14 protein-coding genes are annotated in these 15,298 nt (G+C 57.7%); 7 read left to right on the top strand and 7 right to left on the bottom strand.

Annotated features, from left to right (window positions below):
* Positions 1-14: 14 nt before the first annotated feature.
* On the bottom strand, positions 15-788 hold the full coding sequence (locus tag MWU49_RS11855) for an ATP-binding protein (protein ID WP_246972501.1): 774 nt from the start codon (positions 786-788) through the stop codon (positions 15-17).
* 133 nt (positions 789-921) lie between these two features.
* Between MWU49_RS11855 and MWU49_RS11850 the strand changes: the two genes are divergently transcribed.
* The 4 genes from MWU49_RS11850 to MWU49_RS11835 all read left to right on the top strand — a co-directional run bounded on the left by MWU49_RS11850 (position 922) and on the right by MWU49_RS11835 (position 4,995).
* Positions 922-1,221, top strand: a complete 300-nt coding sequence (locus tag MWU49_RS11850) for a hypothetical protein (protein ID WP_246972499.1) — start codon at positions 922-924, stop codon at positions 1,219-1,221.
* A gap of 12 nt (positions 1,222-1,233) precedes the next feature.
* Positions 1,234-2,586, top strand: a complete 1,353-nt coding sequence (locus tag MWU49_RS11845; protein ID WP_246972495.1) for a DUF2868 domain-containing protein — start codon at positions 1,234-1,236, stop codon at positions 2,584-2,586.
* Positions 2,587-2,650: 64 nt separating this feature from the next.
* Positions 2,651-4,117, top strand: a complete 1,467-nt coding sequence (locus MWU49_RS11840) for a GTPase/DUF3482 domain-containing protein (RefSeq protein ID WP_246972491.1) — start codon at positions 2,651-2,653, stop codon at positions 4,115-4,117.
* 149 nt (positions 4,118-4,266) lie between these two features.
* Complete coding sequence (locus MWU49_RS11835; protein WP_246972489.1) at positions 4,267-4,995, top strand: DUF1963 domain-containing protein; 729 nt, start codon at positions 4,267-4,269, stop codon at positions 4,993-4,995.
* A gap of 316 nt (positions 4,996-5,311) precedes the next feature.
* On the opposite strand, the gene MWU49_RS11830 is transcribed toward MWU49_RS11835, so the two are convergent.
* Complete coding sequence (locus MWU49_RS11830; protein ID WP_246972486.1) at positions 5,312-6,220, bottom strand: AraC family transcriptional regulator; 909 nt, start codon at positions 6,218-6,220, stop codon at positions 5,312-5,314.
* A gap of 105 nt (positions 6,221-6,325) precedes the next feature.
* Here MWU49_RS11830 and MWU49_RS11825 point away from each other — a divergent pair, with 105 nt between their 5' ends.
* The 3 genes from MWU49_RS11825 (at position 6,326) to mmsB (ending at position 10,149) form a co-directional block, all read left to right on the top strand.
* Positions 6,326-7,822, top strand: a complete 1,497-nt coding sequence (locus tag MWU49_RS11825) for a CoA-acylating methylmalonate-semialdehyde dehydrogenase (protein ID WP_246972484.1) — start codon at positions 6,326-6,328, stop codon at positions 7,820-7,822.
* A 110-nt stretch (positions 7,823-7,932) separates the two neighbouring features.
* Entirely contained in the window at positions 7,933-9,084 is a 1,152-nt protein-coding gene (locus MWU49_RS11820) for an acyl-CoA dehydrogenase family protein (protein WP_246972482.1), read from the top strand.
* 171 nt (positions 9,085-9,255) lie between these two features.
* Positions 9,256-10,149, top strand: coding sequence for a 3-hydroxyisobutyrate dehydrogenase (gene mmsB / locus MWU49_RS11815; protein WP_246972480.1), 894 nt, complete (start codon positions 9,256-9,258; stop codon positions 10,147-10,149).
* A gap of 137 nt (positions 10,150-10,286) precedes the next feature.
* On the opposite strand, the gene MWU49_RS11810 is transcribed toward mmsB, so the two are convergent.
* The 5 genes from MWU49_RS11810 to MWU49_RS11790 all read right to left on the bottom strand — a co-directional run bounded on the left by MWU49_RS11810 (position 10,287) and on the right by MWU49_RS11790 (position 15,161).
* The gene (locus MWU49_RS11810; RefSeq protein WP_246972475.1) at positions 10,287-10,655 is read right to left on the bottom strand and encodes a group 1 truncated hemoglobin; all 369 of its coding nucleotides are present in this window, start codon (positions 10,653-10,655) and stop codon (positions 10,287-10,289) included.
* A gap of 245 nt (positions 10,656-10,900) precedes the next feature.
* On the bottom strand, positions 10,901-12,661 hold the full coding sequence (locus tag MWU49_RS11805; RefSeq protein ID WP_246972473.1) for a hypothetical protein: 1,761 nt from the start codon (positions 12,659-12,661) through the stop codon (positions 10,901-10,903).
* Positions 12,662-13,104: 443 nt separating this feature from the next.
* Positions 13,105-14,163 carry a ribosome small subunit-dependent GTPase A gene (gene rsgA, locus MWU49_RS11800; protein ID WP_246972471.1) on the bottom strand — a complete coding sequence of 353 codons (1,059 nt, stop codon included), beginning with the start codon at positions 14,161-14,163 and terminating at the stop codon, positions 13,105-13,107.
* 77 nt (positions 14,164-14,240) lie between these two features.
* The gene (locus MWU49_RS11795) at positions 14,241-14,678 is read right to left on the bottom strand and encodes a glutaredoxin family protein (protein ID WP_246972469.1); all 438 of its coding nucleotides are present in this window, start codon (positions 14,676-14,678) and stop codon (positions 14,241-14,243) included.
* A gap of 42 nt (positions 14,679-14,720) precedes the next feature.
* Positions 14,721-15,161 (bottom strand): DUF3592 domain-containing protein, encoded by a 441-nt coding sequence (locus tag MWU49_RS11790; RefSeq protein WP_246972468.1) that lies wholly within the window; start codon positions 15,159-15,161, stop codon positions 14,721-14,723.
* Between the last annotated feature and the right edge of the window lie 137 nt (positions 15,162-15,298).

Here is a 15,298-nt window from a genome sequence, read left to right as displayed (position 1 = left end):
CTTTCAACTCGCCTTCAAAACTCCCCCACAAACTGATTATAAAACTGCCTTGCCGTGCGCCCGGATCGCACACCCTTTTCGATGGAGAACCGTCGCGCTCGAATGTGCAGTTGCTGGCTGTCGTTCACCTCGCCGAACAGGTGATCCACGATGGCGAAATACTGTGGCTCACTGATCGGATAAAAACTCAGCCCGAGACCGAAACGGTCCGCCAGGGAAATTTTTTCTTCCACGGCATCGCCGTGATGCAGCTCGCCATCCACCACCCGGGACTGGGCATTGTCTTTCATGTATTCCGGCAGCAGATGACGACGGTTACTGGTGGCATAGATGCGCACGTTCTCCGGCGGTAATTCCAGTGAGCCTTCCAGCACACTTTTCAGATGTTTGTACTGGTTTTCACCGTCTTCGAATGACAGGTCATCACAATAAATGATGAACCGCTGCTGGCGGTCACGAATGTCATCGACGATCTCCGGCAGGTCGTGAAGATCATCCTTGTCCACCTCGATGACGCGCAGTCCCTTGCGGGCATATTCATTCAGTAGCGCCTTGACGATAGAGGACTTGCCGGTGCCACGGCTGCCCCACAGCAGCACGTGGTTGCAAGGTTGGCCAGCCAGAAAGCGCTCGGTGTTCTGGATGATTTTCTGTTTCTGGGTATCGATGCCGAGCAGGTCCTCCAGACGCACAGGATCCGGTTTGGGCACCGGTCGCAGGGTGCCGGTTCGGCCTCGCCAGATGGCGGCAGGCAGGGTGCGCCAGTCGATGGGCTGGGTCGTTGTCATAGGTTCCTCGCGGGCCAGAAAAATACTCAGCGTAAATTTTAAAGAATTTCGTTCAGCCAGGCATGCGTTGGCGCGTCGCTTTGTCTATGCTTGCAGCAGGAGATGATTCCCCCACCGCTTGAGGAGAACCCGGATGAAAGCTGCGTACCTGGCATTGCCGGCACTGGCACTGATGTTTGCTGGCTGCACCTACAAGTACGACACCGATTACCCCATGGGCCTGCCGGCCGATACCGAGAGCTGTCCGGAAGATCCGCCCAAGATGTGCACCCAGGATTACCGCCCGGTGTTTGGCTATGGCGAAGAGGGCGGCATCCTCGGTGAGTTCAGCAATGCCTGCATGGCCTGTGCCCAGGACGGGGTGATGTACACCTCGCCGAAAAAAGAAGCGTTGCCGGCGCCGGCTTCGGCTCCGGAAGCGGCTCCCGAATAAGCGAGCCTGCCGTTGACGTCATCCCTGACCCGGCTGCTGGACTTCGATGATCAGTTTCGTCGTGACAGCCAGCAGTCCCAGGCCTTTCTGCATCGCCGCGACCGGCGTTTTGCCCAGCAACAGCAAGAGCAAAAACGCCCCCTGACGGTGCCGGCGTGGCTGGCGGAACTGCATGCCCTCAACGACCAGCGCCAGAGTAAAGGTCCAGATCCGCGACTGCGCCGCTGGCGTCAGGCGCGCTGGATCTTTGCCGTGTTGGGTGCCGTGCTGGGCGCGGTCTTCATGGCGGGGCTGCTGGTATACGATGGTAGCCGGCAGATCAATGTGACCCTGTTGCTGGTACTGATGGGGTTGCAGCTGGCGTTGGCCTTGCTCACCAGCCTGCAGGCAGGGTTGGGATGGCAGCCCTGGGGTGGTCTGCTGGGTCGAACCGGCGAAGAGGGAGATCCGCTGCAAGCCCTGCGCCCTGCCCTGTCTGCGCGCATTGCCCATACCGGTGGCCTGATGTTTGCCATCAGCGGTCTGCTGACCTTGCTGATCATGGTGCTGGTGCAGGATCTGGCCTTTGGCTGGAGTACCACGCTACAGGCCTCTGCGGACAGCTATTACCGTCTGGTTTCCCTGGTGGCCCTGCCCTGGCAGGCCCTGTGGCCGGATGCCGTCCCCAGTGCGGAACTGGTGGCTGCCTCGCAGTATTACCGGCTCAATGAAACGCCGGTCAGTGATCCTGCCCTGCTGGGTACCTGGTGGCCTTTCGTGCTGATGGCCTGGCTCACCTACGTGTTGTTCCCCAGGTTGTTGCTGTTGCTGCTGGCGGCCCTGCAGGTGCGTGGCCGGGCGGGCAGCGCCCTGCGCAATCACCCCGGTTATCAGCCGCTGTTCTACCGATTCGACACGCCCTGGGTAGAAACCCGCGGTGAAGAGGAAGTGGCGAGGGAGCCGGCGCCGGCGCAGGTTAATGTCTCTCCGCTACCTGCCAGTGGCACCCTGATCCACTGGGCCGGTGCGGGCCAGACCAGCGATGAACTGATCCAGCGGCTGAGTCATGATGCTGCGCCTCTGCAGTTGCGGGCTGGCGGTAACAGCAGTCTGCAAGACGATGCGGCCACCTTGCAGCAGGCCGGCGAGCGGAGACAGCCCGTGATGCTGGTGGCCCGGGGCTGGGAGCCGCCCACCGGTGAGCTCAGTGACTTCCTGTTTGATGCCCGTGAGCAATGGCCTGCCGGTACCCTGATTGCGCTGGTGCCGCTGGCCGATGAACAGGGCGGAGAGCTGGCTGATGAGACCTTGCTGGCCCAGTGGCAGCGCTTTATTGAGCGTCAGAAAGACGCCAACCTGCTGCTTTGCGCGGCGACGCACCCGTAGGGCGGAAATCGGCGAAGGCCAATCTCCGCCGCTTGAAAATTGATGCACACAACACGCTGACACCATGGACGACAACGGCAAGACACAGACCCCTGACGATCGCCACAGCGACAGCCCCCTGCCCCGTTTTGCGGTGGTGGGTCACCCCAACAAGGGCAAGTCCAGTGTGGTCGCCACCCTGGCGCAGAACGACTCCATTGCCATCGCCATGGAGCCTGGCACCACCCGCGACAGCCACCGTTATCCCATGAAGGTGGATGACGTCACCCTCTACGAGTTGATCGATACCCCCGGTTTCCAGCGCCCGCGCAAGGTACTGGCCTGGTTGCAGGGCCACAGTCTGTCCGCCTCGGATCGCCCGGATACCGTGGCTGCCTTCGTCAACCAGCACAGCGATGATCCGCGTTACCACGACGAATGTGAGCTGCTGCGTCCCATCGTGGAAGGCGCTGGCATCATCTACGTGGTGGATGGCTCGGTGCCCTATAACCGCGAGCACGAAGCGGAGATGAATATCCTGCGCTGGACCGGTCGGCCCAGCCTGGCGCTGATCAACCAGATCGGCAGTGATGATTACAGCGCCGACTGGGAGGCGGCCCTCGGCCAGTACTTCCAGATCGTGCGCCGCTTTGATGCGGTACGCGCGCCCTTCGAGAAACATCTGGAATTGCTACGCAGTTTTGGCGAGCTGGAACCCAACTGGCGCGAGCCTCTGGATGCCGCGCTGGAGTACCTGCAGGCGCTCAAATTTGGCCGTGATCACCAGGCGCTGGAATACATTGCCGATGCCCTGATCGAAATGCTTGGTCACCAGCAAACCGCACGCCTCGGCGAACATGAAAGCGCTGCGCCGTTGCTGCCCACCTTGCGCCAGCGTTGGCAGGCCTGGCAGCGCGAACGGGAACAACGCCTGCGACACAGCGTGGAAGACCTCTACCAGCACCGCCGCCTGCAGCGTCAGGAATCCGACCTGTCGCTGCCGGACGGCGATGACCTGTTTGGCGAACGCACCCGACAGCTATGGGGGATCAGCAAGGGCCAGCTGGCTGCCGCCGGGTTTGGTGCCGGGGCGGTGGGCGGTGCCGGCCTGGATGCCGTCACCCTCGGGCATTCACTGGGGACCGGAGCCCTGATCGGTGGCTTGCTGGGGGCCGCGGGCAGTTACTACTACAGCGACAAGCTGACCAAGGTGAAGCTGGGCCCTCTTAGCGGAGGCTTCCGGGAGGCGATCTATGGTCCGCTGAAGGATCCGCAGTTCGGCTATGTGGTATTGGGCAGGGCCCTGGTGCACTGGTATCAGATCAGTCAGCGGAATCATGCGGGCCGTGATGTGCTGGTGGTCACAGATAGCCAAGACCACTGGCTGGAGGAGCTGTCGCGCACTGATCGCAATGGTCTGCAGAAGTCGTTGCAGGCGCTGGCGCGCCGTCGTTTCGAACCGAGCAAACGGCAACGCCTGATCGAGCAATTGGAGCTGGCTCAGCAGGCATTCGCCCAGTGGCAGCTGGCGAAATTTTCATCACTTCACTAGTGCAATTTTAGTCACAAAGTTGGCGAGAACCCTGTCACAAGAACAAAAATTGCACGCCGCTCAGCCCTTAAAAAAGGCCTGGTAGCGGTTAGTGAAGGTTGTTCGGAGCCGTTACTGGCATGGTGGAATCGAGAGAACGAGGACACCCCATGCTACCCGAAGAAATCAAACTCAGACTGGCTTCCTTTTCCCGCCCTGCCTGGCGTCCCCAGGCCGGTCCTGCGGTACCGGGTGCCATGTCCAAGTTCGGTGGCCTGCCGTTATTGAAGCCAGGTGAATCCTGGCCGTGCTGTGGCCACTGTCATCAGCCCATGCAGCTGTTCCTGCAGCTGGAATCCCGGGATTTGCCGCGCAACTCGCGCTCTCCCTTCGGTGATGGTGTCCTTCAGGTGTTCTATTGCACCAATGGTGAAGAAGATTGCGAAGTGCTGGGTCAGTCCCACCTGCCCTTCTCCGATTCCACCCTGGTACGGGTGATTCCCCGTGAGCAGGCCAATGGTTTTGATGCCCTGCCGGTGCGGCAGCCCGATGCGGTACCGGAACGGGCCCTGACCGGCTGGATTCCCCTGTCCGACTACCCGGATCGCAAGGAAACCGCTGCCATCAATGACGAAGATCGTGATGGCACCCTCGCCCTGCTCCACGCCCATCGCCCGGCACCACGCCCCGGTGACAAGCTGATGGGCTGGCCGCACTGGACCGCCGACGTGGCTTATCCCTCCTGCCCGTGCTGTCAGGAGCCCATGCAGTTCGTGATGCAGCTGGACTCCGTGGACGCCCTGTCGTTCCGTTTCGGTCACTACGGCTGCGCGCACATTTTCCAGTGCGACACCCACCGCGACGTGATGACCCTAACCTGGCAAAGCCGCCCGGTTTAAGAGGCGCATCAAGCAACACGCTGCACGCACCACGCGGAAGCAAGCTCCGTGCCCAAGGTGCTTTTACGAAGCCGCTGTAGGAGCTTGCCTGCAAGCGATCCGAGCCTTGGCGAGGTAAGGATTCCAGAAGCGAGTTTCGAGTACCAAGTTTCGAAAACCTAAAACGGTGGAAAGGAACCAGGTTTGGAGTCTTGCCTTTCGTAGCTCGCCTATCGCAACCCGAAACTGCTCACCTTCCCAAAGCTCGGATCGCTTGCAGGCAAGGTTTAGCCCGCTTTTGATTTTCGGAACTCGAAACTCGAAACTCGAAATCCCCCTACTGCCCCCTTTCCTGCCGATACCGTTGTGGCGACACCCCCATCACCCGCTTGAACAGCCGGGAAAAATAATACGGATCATCATGACCCAGCCGAGAAGCAATCTCGGCCACGGTGTCTTCGGTGATATCCAGAAGATAGCAGGCATGACTCACCTTGATGCGCTGGAATGCCTGCATGGGGGTCTGCCCGGTCTGACGCTTGTATTCGCGAATGAAGTGATAACGGGACAGCTCACTGGTGGCTGCTGCCAGTTCATCCAGCGAAAGCCGGCGATGCAGGGCCGTCTGCAGGTAACCGTTCACCCGGTTCACATCCAGGGTGGCATGGCGCACGTCATGCTGGTGGCGCATCAGGGCCGCAAAGGCCAGCAGGCTGCGCAGCAGGTTGGCGGCATACACCAGGTGTTCCGGCTGCACGCGGGTGGCGGCGGCCAGCAGGGCCTGAAACTCCTCCGCCAGCCGCGAATGCACCCCTACCCGTACCTTTCGCCCTCCGGCACGCCCGGCAATTTCGTCAAAAAAGCGCGGCACCTCATGGCCACCCAGGTGCACCCAGTAAATGCTCCAGGGATCGCGACTGTCAGCCTGGTACCGATGGGCGAGGGCGGTGGGCAGCAATACCAGGTCGCCACCCTCCACGGCATAAGTGTTGTCTTCTACCTGTAATTCACCGCGCCCGCTGATGCAGTAGATCATCAGATAATCCGCCGGATTGTCACGCAGCATCCGGTGCCCACGGGCCTGTGGATAGAAGCCCACGCCATGGGGCATGCAGCCTTCACAGAGAGGGTGTCCGGCAATGCTGTCCAGCACAGCGGGAGGAATGATGGTGCGCTGGCCGGTGGCCGGGAGCGGCCAGCTCGAAGGTTCGGCCGGGGCGTGTGGAAGATGGGTTTCCTTGCTCATAAACAGCAATATAATCCATTAAGCGCAACAGAGGCTATCTGTCATGAGACAGTGCTGTGCTACAACAGACCCATACCGATAACGACTGACTTTCCGGAGAGCCCCATGAGCCGTCGCATGCCCCTGCTGATCAATGGTGAATTTGTCACCAGCACCACCGACCAGTGGATCCCGGTGACCAACCCCGCCACCCAGGAGGTGCTGTGCGAGGCGCCTGCCGCCACCCCGGCAGAAATGGAGCAGGCAATTGCCGCCGCCAAGGCAGCGTTCGAAAGCTGGAAGGAAGTGCCGGTATCCGAGCGGGCGCGGCTGATGCTGCGTTACCAGGCGTTGCTGAAGGATCATCAGGAAGAGATTGCCGAGATTCTCAGCCAGGAAACCGGCAAGACGTTTGAAGATGCCAAGGGCGATGTCTGGCGCGGTATCGAAGTGGCCGAACAGGCCGCCAACATCGCCTCCCTGATGATGGGCGAAACCGTGGAGAACGTGGCGCGCAGCATCGACACCCATTCCTGGACACAGCCGCTGGGTGTGTGCGCCGGTATCACTCCATTCAACTTCCCGGCCATGATCCCGTTGTGGATGTTCCCGCTGGCCATCGCCGCGGGTAACACCTTTGTGCTCAAGCCGTCCGAACAGGATCCCATGACCCCCAATCGGCTGGCAGAACTTTTCCTGGAAGCCGGCGCACCTCCCGGTGTGTTGCAGCTGGTGCACGGTGGCAAGGAACAGGTGGACACCCTGCTCACGCATCCGGATATCAAGGCCGTCTCCTTTGTGGGCTCGGTGCCGGTGGGCCAGCATGTGTACCGAACAGCCACCGACCACATGAAGCGCGCCCAGTGTTTTGCCGGTGCGAAGAACCACATGGTGATCATGCCGGATGCCAACAAGGAGCAAGTGGTCAACAGTCTGGTGGGCGCTTCTTGTGGTGCCGCTGGCCAGCGTTGCATGGCCATCAGCGTGGCGGTGTTCGTGGGCGATTCCAAAGCCTGGATTGATGAACTGAAAGACGAGTTTGCCAAAATTCGCCCCGGTGCCTGGAACGACCCGCAGGCCGCCTACGGCCCTCAAATCAGTCCGCAGGCAAAACAGCGTGTACTTACCCTGATCAAGCAGGGCAAGGGAGAAGGCGCCACCTGTTTGCTGGATGGCTCTGACTGCACCGTGGACGGTTTGCCCGATGGCAACTGGGTTGGCCCGACGCTATTCACCGATGTGACGGCGGAGATGTCCATCTACAAGGAAGAAATTTTCGGTCCGGTATTGTGCTGTGTGTGTGTGGATTCCCTTGAGGAAGCCTTGCAGCTGGTGAACAACAGCCCCTATGGCAATGGCACTTCCATCTTCACCGCCAGCGGTGCAGCGGCGCGTAAATACCAGCATGAAGTGGAAGTGGGGCAGGTGGGCATCAATGTGCCGATCCCGGTGCCGCTGCCGTTCTTCAGCTTCACCGGCTGGAAGGGCTCTTTCTACGGTGACCAGCATGCCTACGGCAAGCAGGCCGTGCGTTTCTACACCGAAACCAAGACGGTCACCAGTCGCTGGTTCGAAGATGACATCCCGGCCAGCGGCCCGAACATGAGTATTCATCTGAAATAAGTAGCCCGACACCGTAGGAGCTTGCCTGCAAGAGATTCTGCCATGCCAGTAGAACCTCGCTTGCAGGCAAGCTCCTGCGGAGAAGAACGAAAACCGAGCGAGAAAAAACCGTGGATTTTTCTTTTACTGAAGAGCAGCAGGCATTTCGCGAAACAGCGCGACAGTTTTCTGAAAAGGAACTGGCGCCGTTTGCCGCTGAATGGGATGCGAAAAGTATTTTTCCCAAGGACGCGATACGCAAGGCGGGCGAGCTGGGATTCTGTTCCCTGTACTGTTCTGAAGAGCTGGGCGGGATGGGCTTGTCACGTCTGGACGCGGCGCTGATTTTCGAGCAGCTTTCCCAGGGCTGCACTTCCACTACGGCCTTTATCACCATTCATAACATGGCCACCTCCATGCTCACCCGTTATGGCAACGAGGCCATCCGCGCCCGCTGGGCGGATGACCTGATGAGCGGAGAGAAACTGGCGTCTTATTGCCTTACCGAGCCCAATGCCGGTTCCGATGCCGCGTCATTGGCAACCACGGCAAAAAAAGAGGGCGACAGTTATGTCCTGAACGGCGCCAAGGCATTTATTTCCGGCGCCGGGGATACCGATGTGCTGGTGTTGATGGCGCGTACTGGTGGGCCCGGTGCCGGAGGGATTTCCTGCTTCGCAGTACCGGCAGATACGTCCGGTATTTCCTATGGTCGCAATGAAGAAAAAATGGGTTGGAAGAGCCAGCCTACTCGTGCGGTGATCATGGAAGATGTGCGTATTTCTGCCGAATGTCTGATGGGCGAGGAAGGGCAGGGATTCAAGATCGCCATGGGCGGGCTGGACGGTGGCCGTATCAATATTGCCAGTTGCTCGCTGGGTGCTGCCCAGGCAGCCTTGAAGCAGGCGCAACAATACGTGCAGGAACGCAAACAGTTTGGCCAGACCATCAGTGATTTCCAGAGTGTGCAGTTCACTCTGGCAGACATGGCTACGGAACTGGTGGCAGCACAACAAATGGTTCGTCTTGCCGCCTGGAAGCTGGATCAGAATCACAGCGACAAAAGCATGGTTTGTGCCATGGCCAAACGCATGGCCACGGACCTGTGTTTCAACGTCTGCAACCAGGCGCTGCAGTTGCACGGTGGCTATGGCTATATCCGCGAGTATCCGCTGGAGCGTTACCTGCGCGATACCCGCGTGCACCAGATCCTGGAAGGCACTAACGAAATCATGCGCGTGATCATTGCGCGTAATGTGTTGAAGGATTTGTCGTTCCTTTAAAAAAACGCCGTAGGAGCCTGCCTGCAGGCGATCTTTTTTGGAGCAAGAAGGGACGTCTGAACTCGGAAGTGTCCGCAAAAAAACGAGAGTAGAAAGTCTTGCTTCCGACGTCAGACCCTTTGCTAAACGCATATCAATATCCAACCGTGAAAGCGGCAGGGAGAGATAACAATGAAAATCGGATTCTTCGGTGTCGGACATATGGGCGGCCCCATGGCGGCTAACCTGGTCAAGGCAGGTCATGAGGTCTCGGCCTTTGATCTGGTCCCGGAGCTGCTCAAAGGGGCGGTGGAAACGGGCGCCAAAGCAGCAGACAGTGCCGCACAAGCAGTGCAGGGTGCTGAAGTGGTCATCAGCATGTTGCCATCGGCAGGTGCCGTACGTGGGCTTTATCTAGGCGAAACGGGCGTGTTGAAGCAGGTCGATCCCAGCGCCCTGATTATCGACTGCTCAACGATTGATGCCGACACAGCCCGCGATGTGGCAGCCATTGCCAGAGAGCAGGACAGGGTAATGATTGACGCACCTGTATCCGGCGGTGTCGGTGGAGCAAAAGCCGGCACGCTGACGTTTATCTGCGGTGGTCCGGAAGATGCCATCCAGCGGGCTCGGCCAGTACTGGAATGCATGGGCGCCCAGGTGTTCAGAGCCGGAGATAACGGCGCGGGCCAGCTGGCGAAGATCTGCAACAACATGCTGCTGGCGATTCATATGATTGGCACTGCAGAAGCCCTGCAGATGGGCGCAGACCACGGACTGGATCCGGCGGTACTGTCCGAGATCATGAAGGCCAGCTCCGGTGACAACTGGTCCCTGGACAAGTACAACCCCTGGCCCGGGGTGATGGAAAATGTGCCAGCATCCAATGAATATGATGGTGGCTTTGCGGTGAAATTGATGAACAAGGATCTGGGGCTGGCGTTGCAGGCAGCACTTAGCACCCAGTCAGCCACCCCCATGGGTAACCTGGCGAAATCCCTGTATGCCGCCCACGGAAATCACGGCTATTCCGAGAAAGACTTTTCCAGTATTCAGCGGTTCTTTCGTCACAAGGACGGCGGTTAGCAGTTAACAATGAACAGTTAACAGTTAACAGTTAACAGTTAACAGCTAACAGCTAACAGCTAACAGCGAAAAAAGAAGGGGGCTTCCGGGGTTGGGTGCGCCCTTCTTTATTTCAGTATTGGCAGGATCCGCAGTAGCTATTTTCCGAGAATCTCCGGCTTCATGTCGTACAGGATTTTCAGTACTTCCGCCTGCTCCTGATCGCCCAGCCCCTGCGCTTTCATGGCATCCATGATGTCATCCAGCGCGGCAATCAGTTCGTCAGCGGTAATATTCATGCCGGCGTGGGCGTCAGGCATGGGTTTGCCTTCATAGGTTTCCACACCACTCAAGCCGGTGCAAAAAAATTCTGTGGCACTGTTGACCATGTCTTCCCTGGACATCTTTGCATGGGAGAAGCGGGTGCCGATCAGGGCATTGTCAAAATGGTTGGCAACGGCCTTTTCAGTGACGGCGCGAACACCCTCGCGTCCGCCCATCCGTTCATAAAGGGAGGGGGTTTCCATGTCCATCTCCTGTCAAAGTTGTGCATTCACATTTTTCTGTACAACCCTTTAACCCTAACGGCAGGGGCTTTCCTGGTCTCAAGAAAAATAGCTATAGAAATCAGATTCACAAGATTGAATGGCTATGACCGGGAAGAGAAAAATGCATGCTGGGCAGTCGGAGGTGGGTCTGGTAATGATTCAGGTTGTTCTGGGAGGCAAAAAAACGCCCGCATAAGCGGGCGTTTTTTTATATCGCGAGCGAACTAGAGGCTTTCCAGCCACTGCACCAGCTGCGTAGTGTTGTAGCCGTTCTGAGGATATTCGGAAGCAAACTTGTTGATGTCCTGCTTCACTTCATCCAGGTAACCTGCGATGGACAGCGGGCTGCCATCCAGCAAGCCGGAGATCAATGCTGTCAGCAGAATATCGGTGGCTTCGGTCTTTTCGCTCACACCCGGGAAGGCATCGATGCTCAGCATGACCTCACCCAGCTCTTCCGGATCACCGAAGACTTTCTTCAGCATCTCGTCAATCAGGTCGGTGAGAGCAATGGCTTCCGGTACCTCTGCCAGAAGATCAATGGCCGGCTGCAGCAAGCTGCCACTGGTTTGTCCCAGCAAGGTGTCCAGAAGACGATTGAGTAGCTCGGCCAGTTCCGGCTCGTGCAGCAGCACGGTGTTCAGATCCGCCAGGGAGGCCTGGGCGTTGGCCAGGCAGGTGCTGGCATCGCTGCCACACTGGAAGGCGCCAAGAATCTCGTTGAGCAAAGGCTTAACGGTGGGCATGGAGTCCAGCAGTGGGCTGATCAGGGCCAGGGCTTCCGGACTCAGGTTGTCCAGGAGTTCATCCACATCCAGCGGGATGTCATTGTTGCCGTCGTCACCCAGCAGATCATCGATGATGCCGCCCAGCGCGGGCAGGGTGTCGATGATGTCGTAGGCAGCCAACAGTTCGTTGAGGAATTCGAACAGGTCGAAATTGGCGGGATCCTCGTCGTAGGCACTGTTAATCAGGTCTGCCAGGCCGGGAATGGCGTCAAGCAAGTCACCCAGGCCCTCCAGAAGGTCCAGATTGCTGGGCTCAGACAGGTCTGTGTTCGGGTCAAGATCCGCAACCAGATTGTCGATGAACGTCGGATCCAGCGGTTCGCCACCGGTGGACTCCACCACAGGGCCGATCAATTCACCGCTGTTGATCAGGCAGGTGAGGGCGGCGGTGTCGCTGCCGCAGATCGCCGCCATACCGCCACCCAGATTCAGGGTCGCGTCGGTGTTGCCAACGATTTCCGCCAGACACAGCTCAGCGTTCGCTTCACTGGTATCCACCATTGCATCAGCAGCAGCAGGGCATAGTGTCTGGGACAAGGTGTTGTCATTGCTGATCAGCTGCATGGCATTTTCAAGATCCTGGCCCGCCGCGACCAGGCACTGGTACAGGGTCTGCCCCTCTTCGCAGTCCAGCAGCTCAATCACTTCTTCCGGGGTGGTCTCGGGATCGCTTTCGATGATATCGACGATGCAGTCTTCCACGGTTTCAGCATCCGGACACACCAGATCCACCAGGTCGTTGTCATCATCCAGCAGATCATCCAGATCGCCGCCGGCACCACTCAGGCTTTCTTCAAGACAGGCGGGGAGGAAGCTGATTTCGGTAACCAGCGTAATCGCCGTGGTATCAAGCTCCGCCTGGGCGGTGGCGACCGGACACAGTGCTTCCAGGTGCTGATCGTTGTCGTTATAGATCACGCCCAGCGCTTCATTCTCACAGGCCACCACATCGGCAGCAGTGAGAGAGGCGCCTACCGCAAGCGTGGCGCTCAGCGTCGGGCAGACAGTGGCGATAAACTGGTTGTTGGTAAAGACAAGGTCGTTGATCAGCGGATCGTCACTGACTTCTTCACCGGAATTGCCAGTGGGCTGATTAGACGATTTTTTGCTGACGAAAGCATCACTGCCACCGCCGCCGCCACAGGCGACCAGCGCAGACAGGAGCAACATCGCCAGAACATAGCGAAGAATGGACATAAGCAAGCCTCAATCCATGAGTAGATGTGTGCCCCGTTGCGATTTGTCGCGCTTACGGGACAGTCGTTCCCAAGGCGGAGAATATAACGGCTTCTCCTGAAAATCCGCAGATTTGTGAAGTGGTTCCGTTCGGTTTGAGTAATGGGTCGCGGTTGAATTTGCTGATTTTCATCAGTCCAAATTCTTAATTAAAGGACGGTATGAGAGATGCGTGGGGGGAGGGGGAAAATAGATTTCCCCGAAGAATTATGCGTCGCTGGATCGTGAAAGAATAAGAATAAAGTACTGGCCTTAAAATGCCCTTAAGTAGCAAAAAAACGAGTGTCTGGTAGCCGCCCAGTATATAAATAATTTTTCTTTTGGTCGGACAATCCGGGCGGTGTTGAGGGTTCAGCGATGTTGCAAGGGCATCCATGGATGCAATCATGTTGGTTTGACAGGTATTAATTCTCCGAGCCTTTGTCCTGCTTTATTTTCTTCACTTCCTTGACCATCCTGGCAAAGCTGCGGCCCTGGGCCCGTTTTTCGGCCAGGCTGGCGGTGGCCTGGGCGTTTTCCCGCAGCAGCTTCTGGTAGTTGTGCAGGCGGCGCGGATCAAGCTGGCCATCTTCAATGGCCTGACGCACAGCACAGCCCGGTTCGGATTGATGCTGGCAATCGGCAAAACGGCATTGCCCGGCCAGTTGCTCGATGTCATCGAACACCGTTCCAAGGGAATGTTCCACTTCTGCCACCCGTAGTTCACGCATGCCCGGCACATCCACCAACAAGCCACCTTCGGGAAGAATATGCAGCTCACGGTGAGTAGTGGTATGGCGGCCCTTCTTGTCCTGTTCACGAATGCCGCCGGTAGCTGTGAGGGAGGCCCCGGCCAGACTGTTCAGCAGGGTGGACTTGCCCACCCCGGAAGAACCCACCAGCGCTACTGTGGTGGTGCTGTCGATCCAGCTGCGCACCCCGGAAAACGTGTCTGGGTCCAGGGCGTTGATCGCTTCCACGGCCACCCCGGCCTGAGTGGTACGGGCACGACGTACATAGTCATCCACATCATCCGCCAGATCCGTCTTGGTCAGCACAATCACCGGCAGGGCGCCGGCTTCAGCGCACAAAGCCAGATAACGTTCCAGCCGGGACTCGCGGAACTCGTCATTGCAGGAGGTGACGATGAAAAGAATGTCGATATTGGCGGCAATAGGCTGAAGCTCGTGACGGGTACCCGCACCGAGCCGGCGAAACAGACTCTTGCGCTCCAGCACCTGTTCTAGCAGAGACAGCGAAGCATCCAGCACTACCCAGTCGCCTACCGTAGGGCGCTCCTCGCCCGGTCCGTCTCGAAGTGCCGCTGACATTTCAACAAGGTGCTCGCCGGTGGCCGTGAACACCGTCAGTTTCGAGCGCTGCACAGCGGTAACCCGCCCCAGCCTGCTTTCGAGAAGGTCGATATCGGTCAGTTGCTGTGTGAAGAAGGGCACCAGACCGAGTTGGAGGAGGAGATCAGTCACGTTTCTACTGGTGTGAATAAAGGAAATGTCAGTAAAGCAAAGCCCACCGATTTAGGCTAGGAATGGATCGGAAGCGCCTATTGGTAGAGCCTTTCAAAGCCCGATACCGTGAATCCATTCATGCGACGATTGCCCACCAGAATGATAGGTACCCCCTTTCCGTTGAGTTGCCTGAAGCCTTGCTTGCCTTGTTGGCTGGTTTCAACATCGTATTCTGTATAAGGAATACCCTTACGCTCGAAATAGCGCTTGGCTTTGTCACACACACCACACCAGCTGGCCGAATACATGATTACCTGTTTTTTAGAAGGGCGCTCAATCGTGTACTTGCCCAGGCTCTCATAGGTGACGCTTTCAAATGTGTTGATCTGCAGATCCAGAGATTCGGCAGCCTGATCCTGAGGGGCCTGGTCGGAAAAGTGAACCTTGCCCTGGTCGTCTACCCAACGGTAAATGCCGGACGACCAGGCCCCTGCACAAAGGCAGACCAATAACAGTGAAAGCAATACCTTCATTGTGATTCCTTCGTGTGTTGCCTGAGGTGATGGCAGGTCATGTTATCTGCCCCGGTTCCGATATTTTCTGACATATCCGGCAATGACAGCAGAGTACCATATCAGGTTGATTGCCCCGATAACGATGGGCAGGAACCACATCTCGATAAAAGTGTTGATCTTTGCGTTACTCGGGTTCTGTATGTCGTAGATGACCTCAACCGTAGTGCCAATCTGGTCATCGCATTCCCAAAAATAACGTATTTCATCCACGGTGCCCGAGATCGTACGATCAGAACCGAGTTGGACAACGGGAACGCGGCTATATCTGGAATTCTGTCCTCCCGTACGAAAGGAGCGGCAATCCACAATTTCACCCTGTTCTGTTCCTGTATAACTCAGTGCGGCGAACGTGTCTTTTGATACCAGATACAGACCGACAGCAGGGCCGAGCAGTATCATGCTCAGGAATGCTGCGCCTATCAGATAGCCAATGATCTTCACGATGGCCCCCGGGATTTGTTACGTTAATTTTCTTATTGTGTAGATTATTTTTGAGCAGAGTTGCTTGTTAGTTGATCCTCTTGCGAAGCAATCACTCGCCAGCTTTATACCTTTGAATTTTCCACCTTGATAAAGCG

Origin of the sequence: Alcanivorax sp. S6407 (assembly GCF_023016115.1) — a bacterium.
In the GTDB taxonomy this organism is placed as follows: domain Bacteria; phylum Pseudomonadota; class Gammaproteobacteria; order Pseudomonadales; family Alcanivoracaceae; genus Alcanivorax.
Note: the sequence above shows the minus strand (reverse complement) of the source record. Positions and strands in the feature narration are given on the sequence as shown.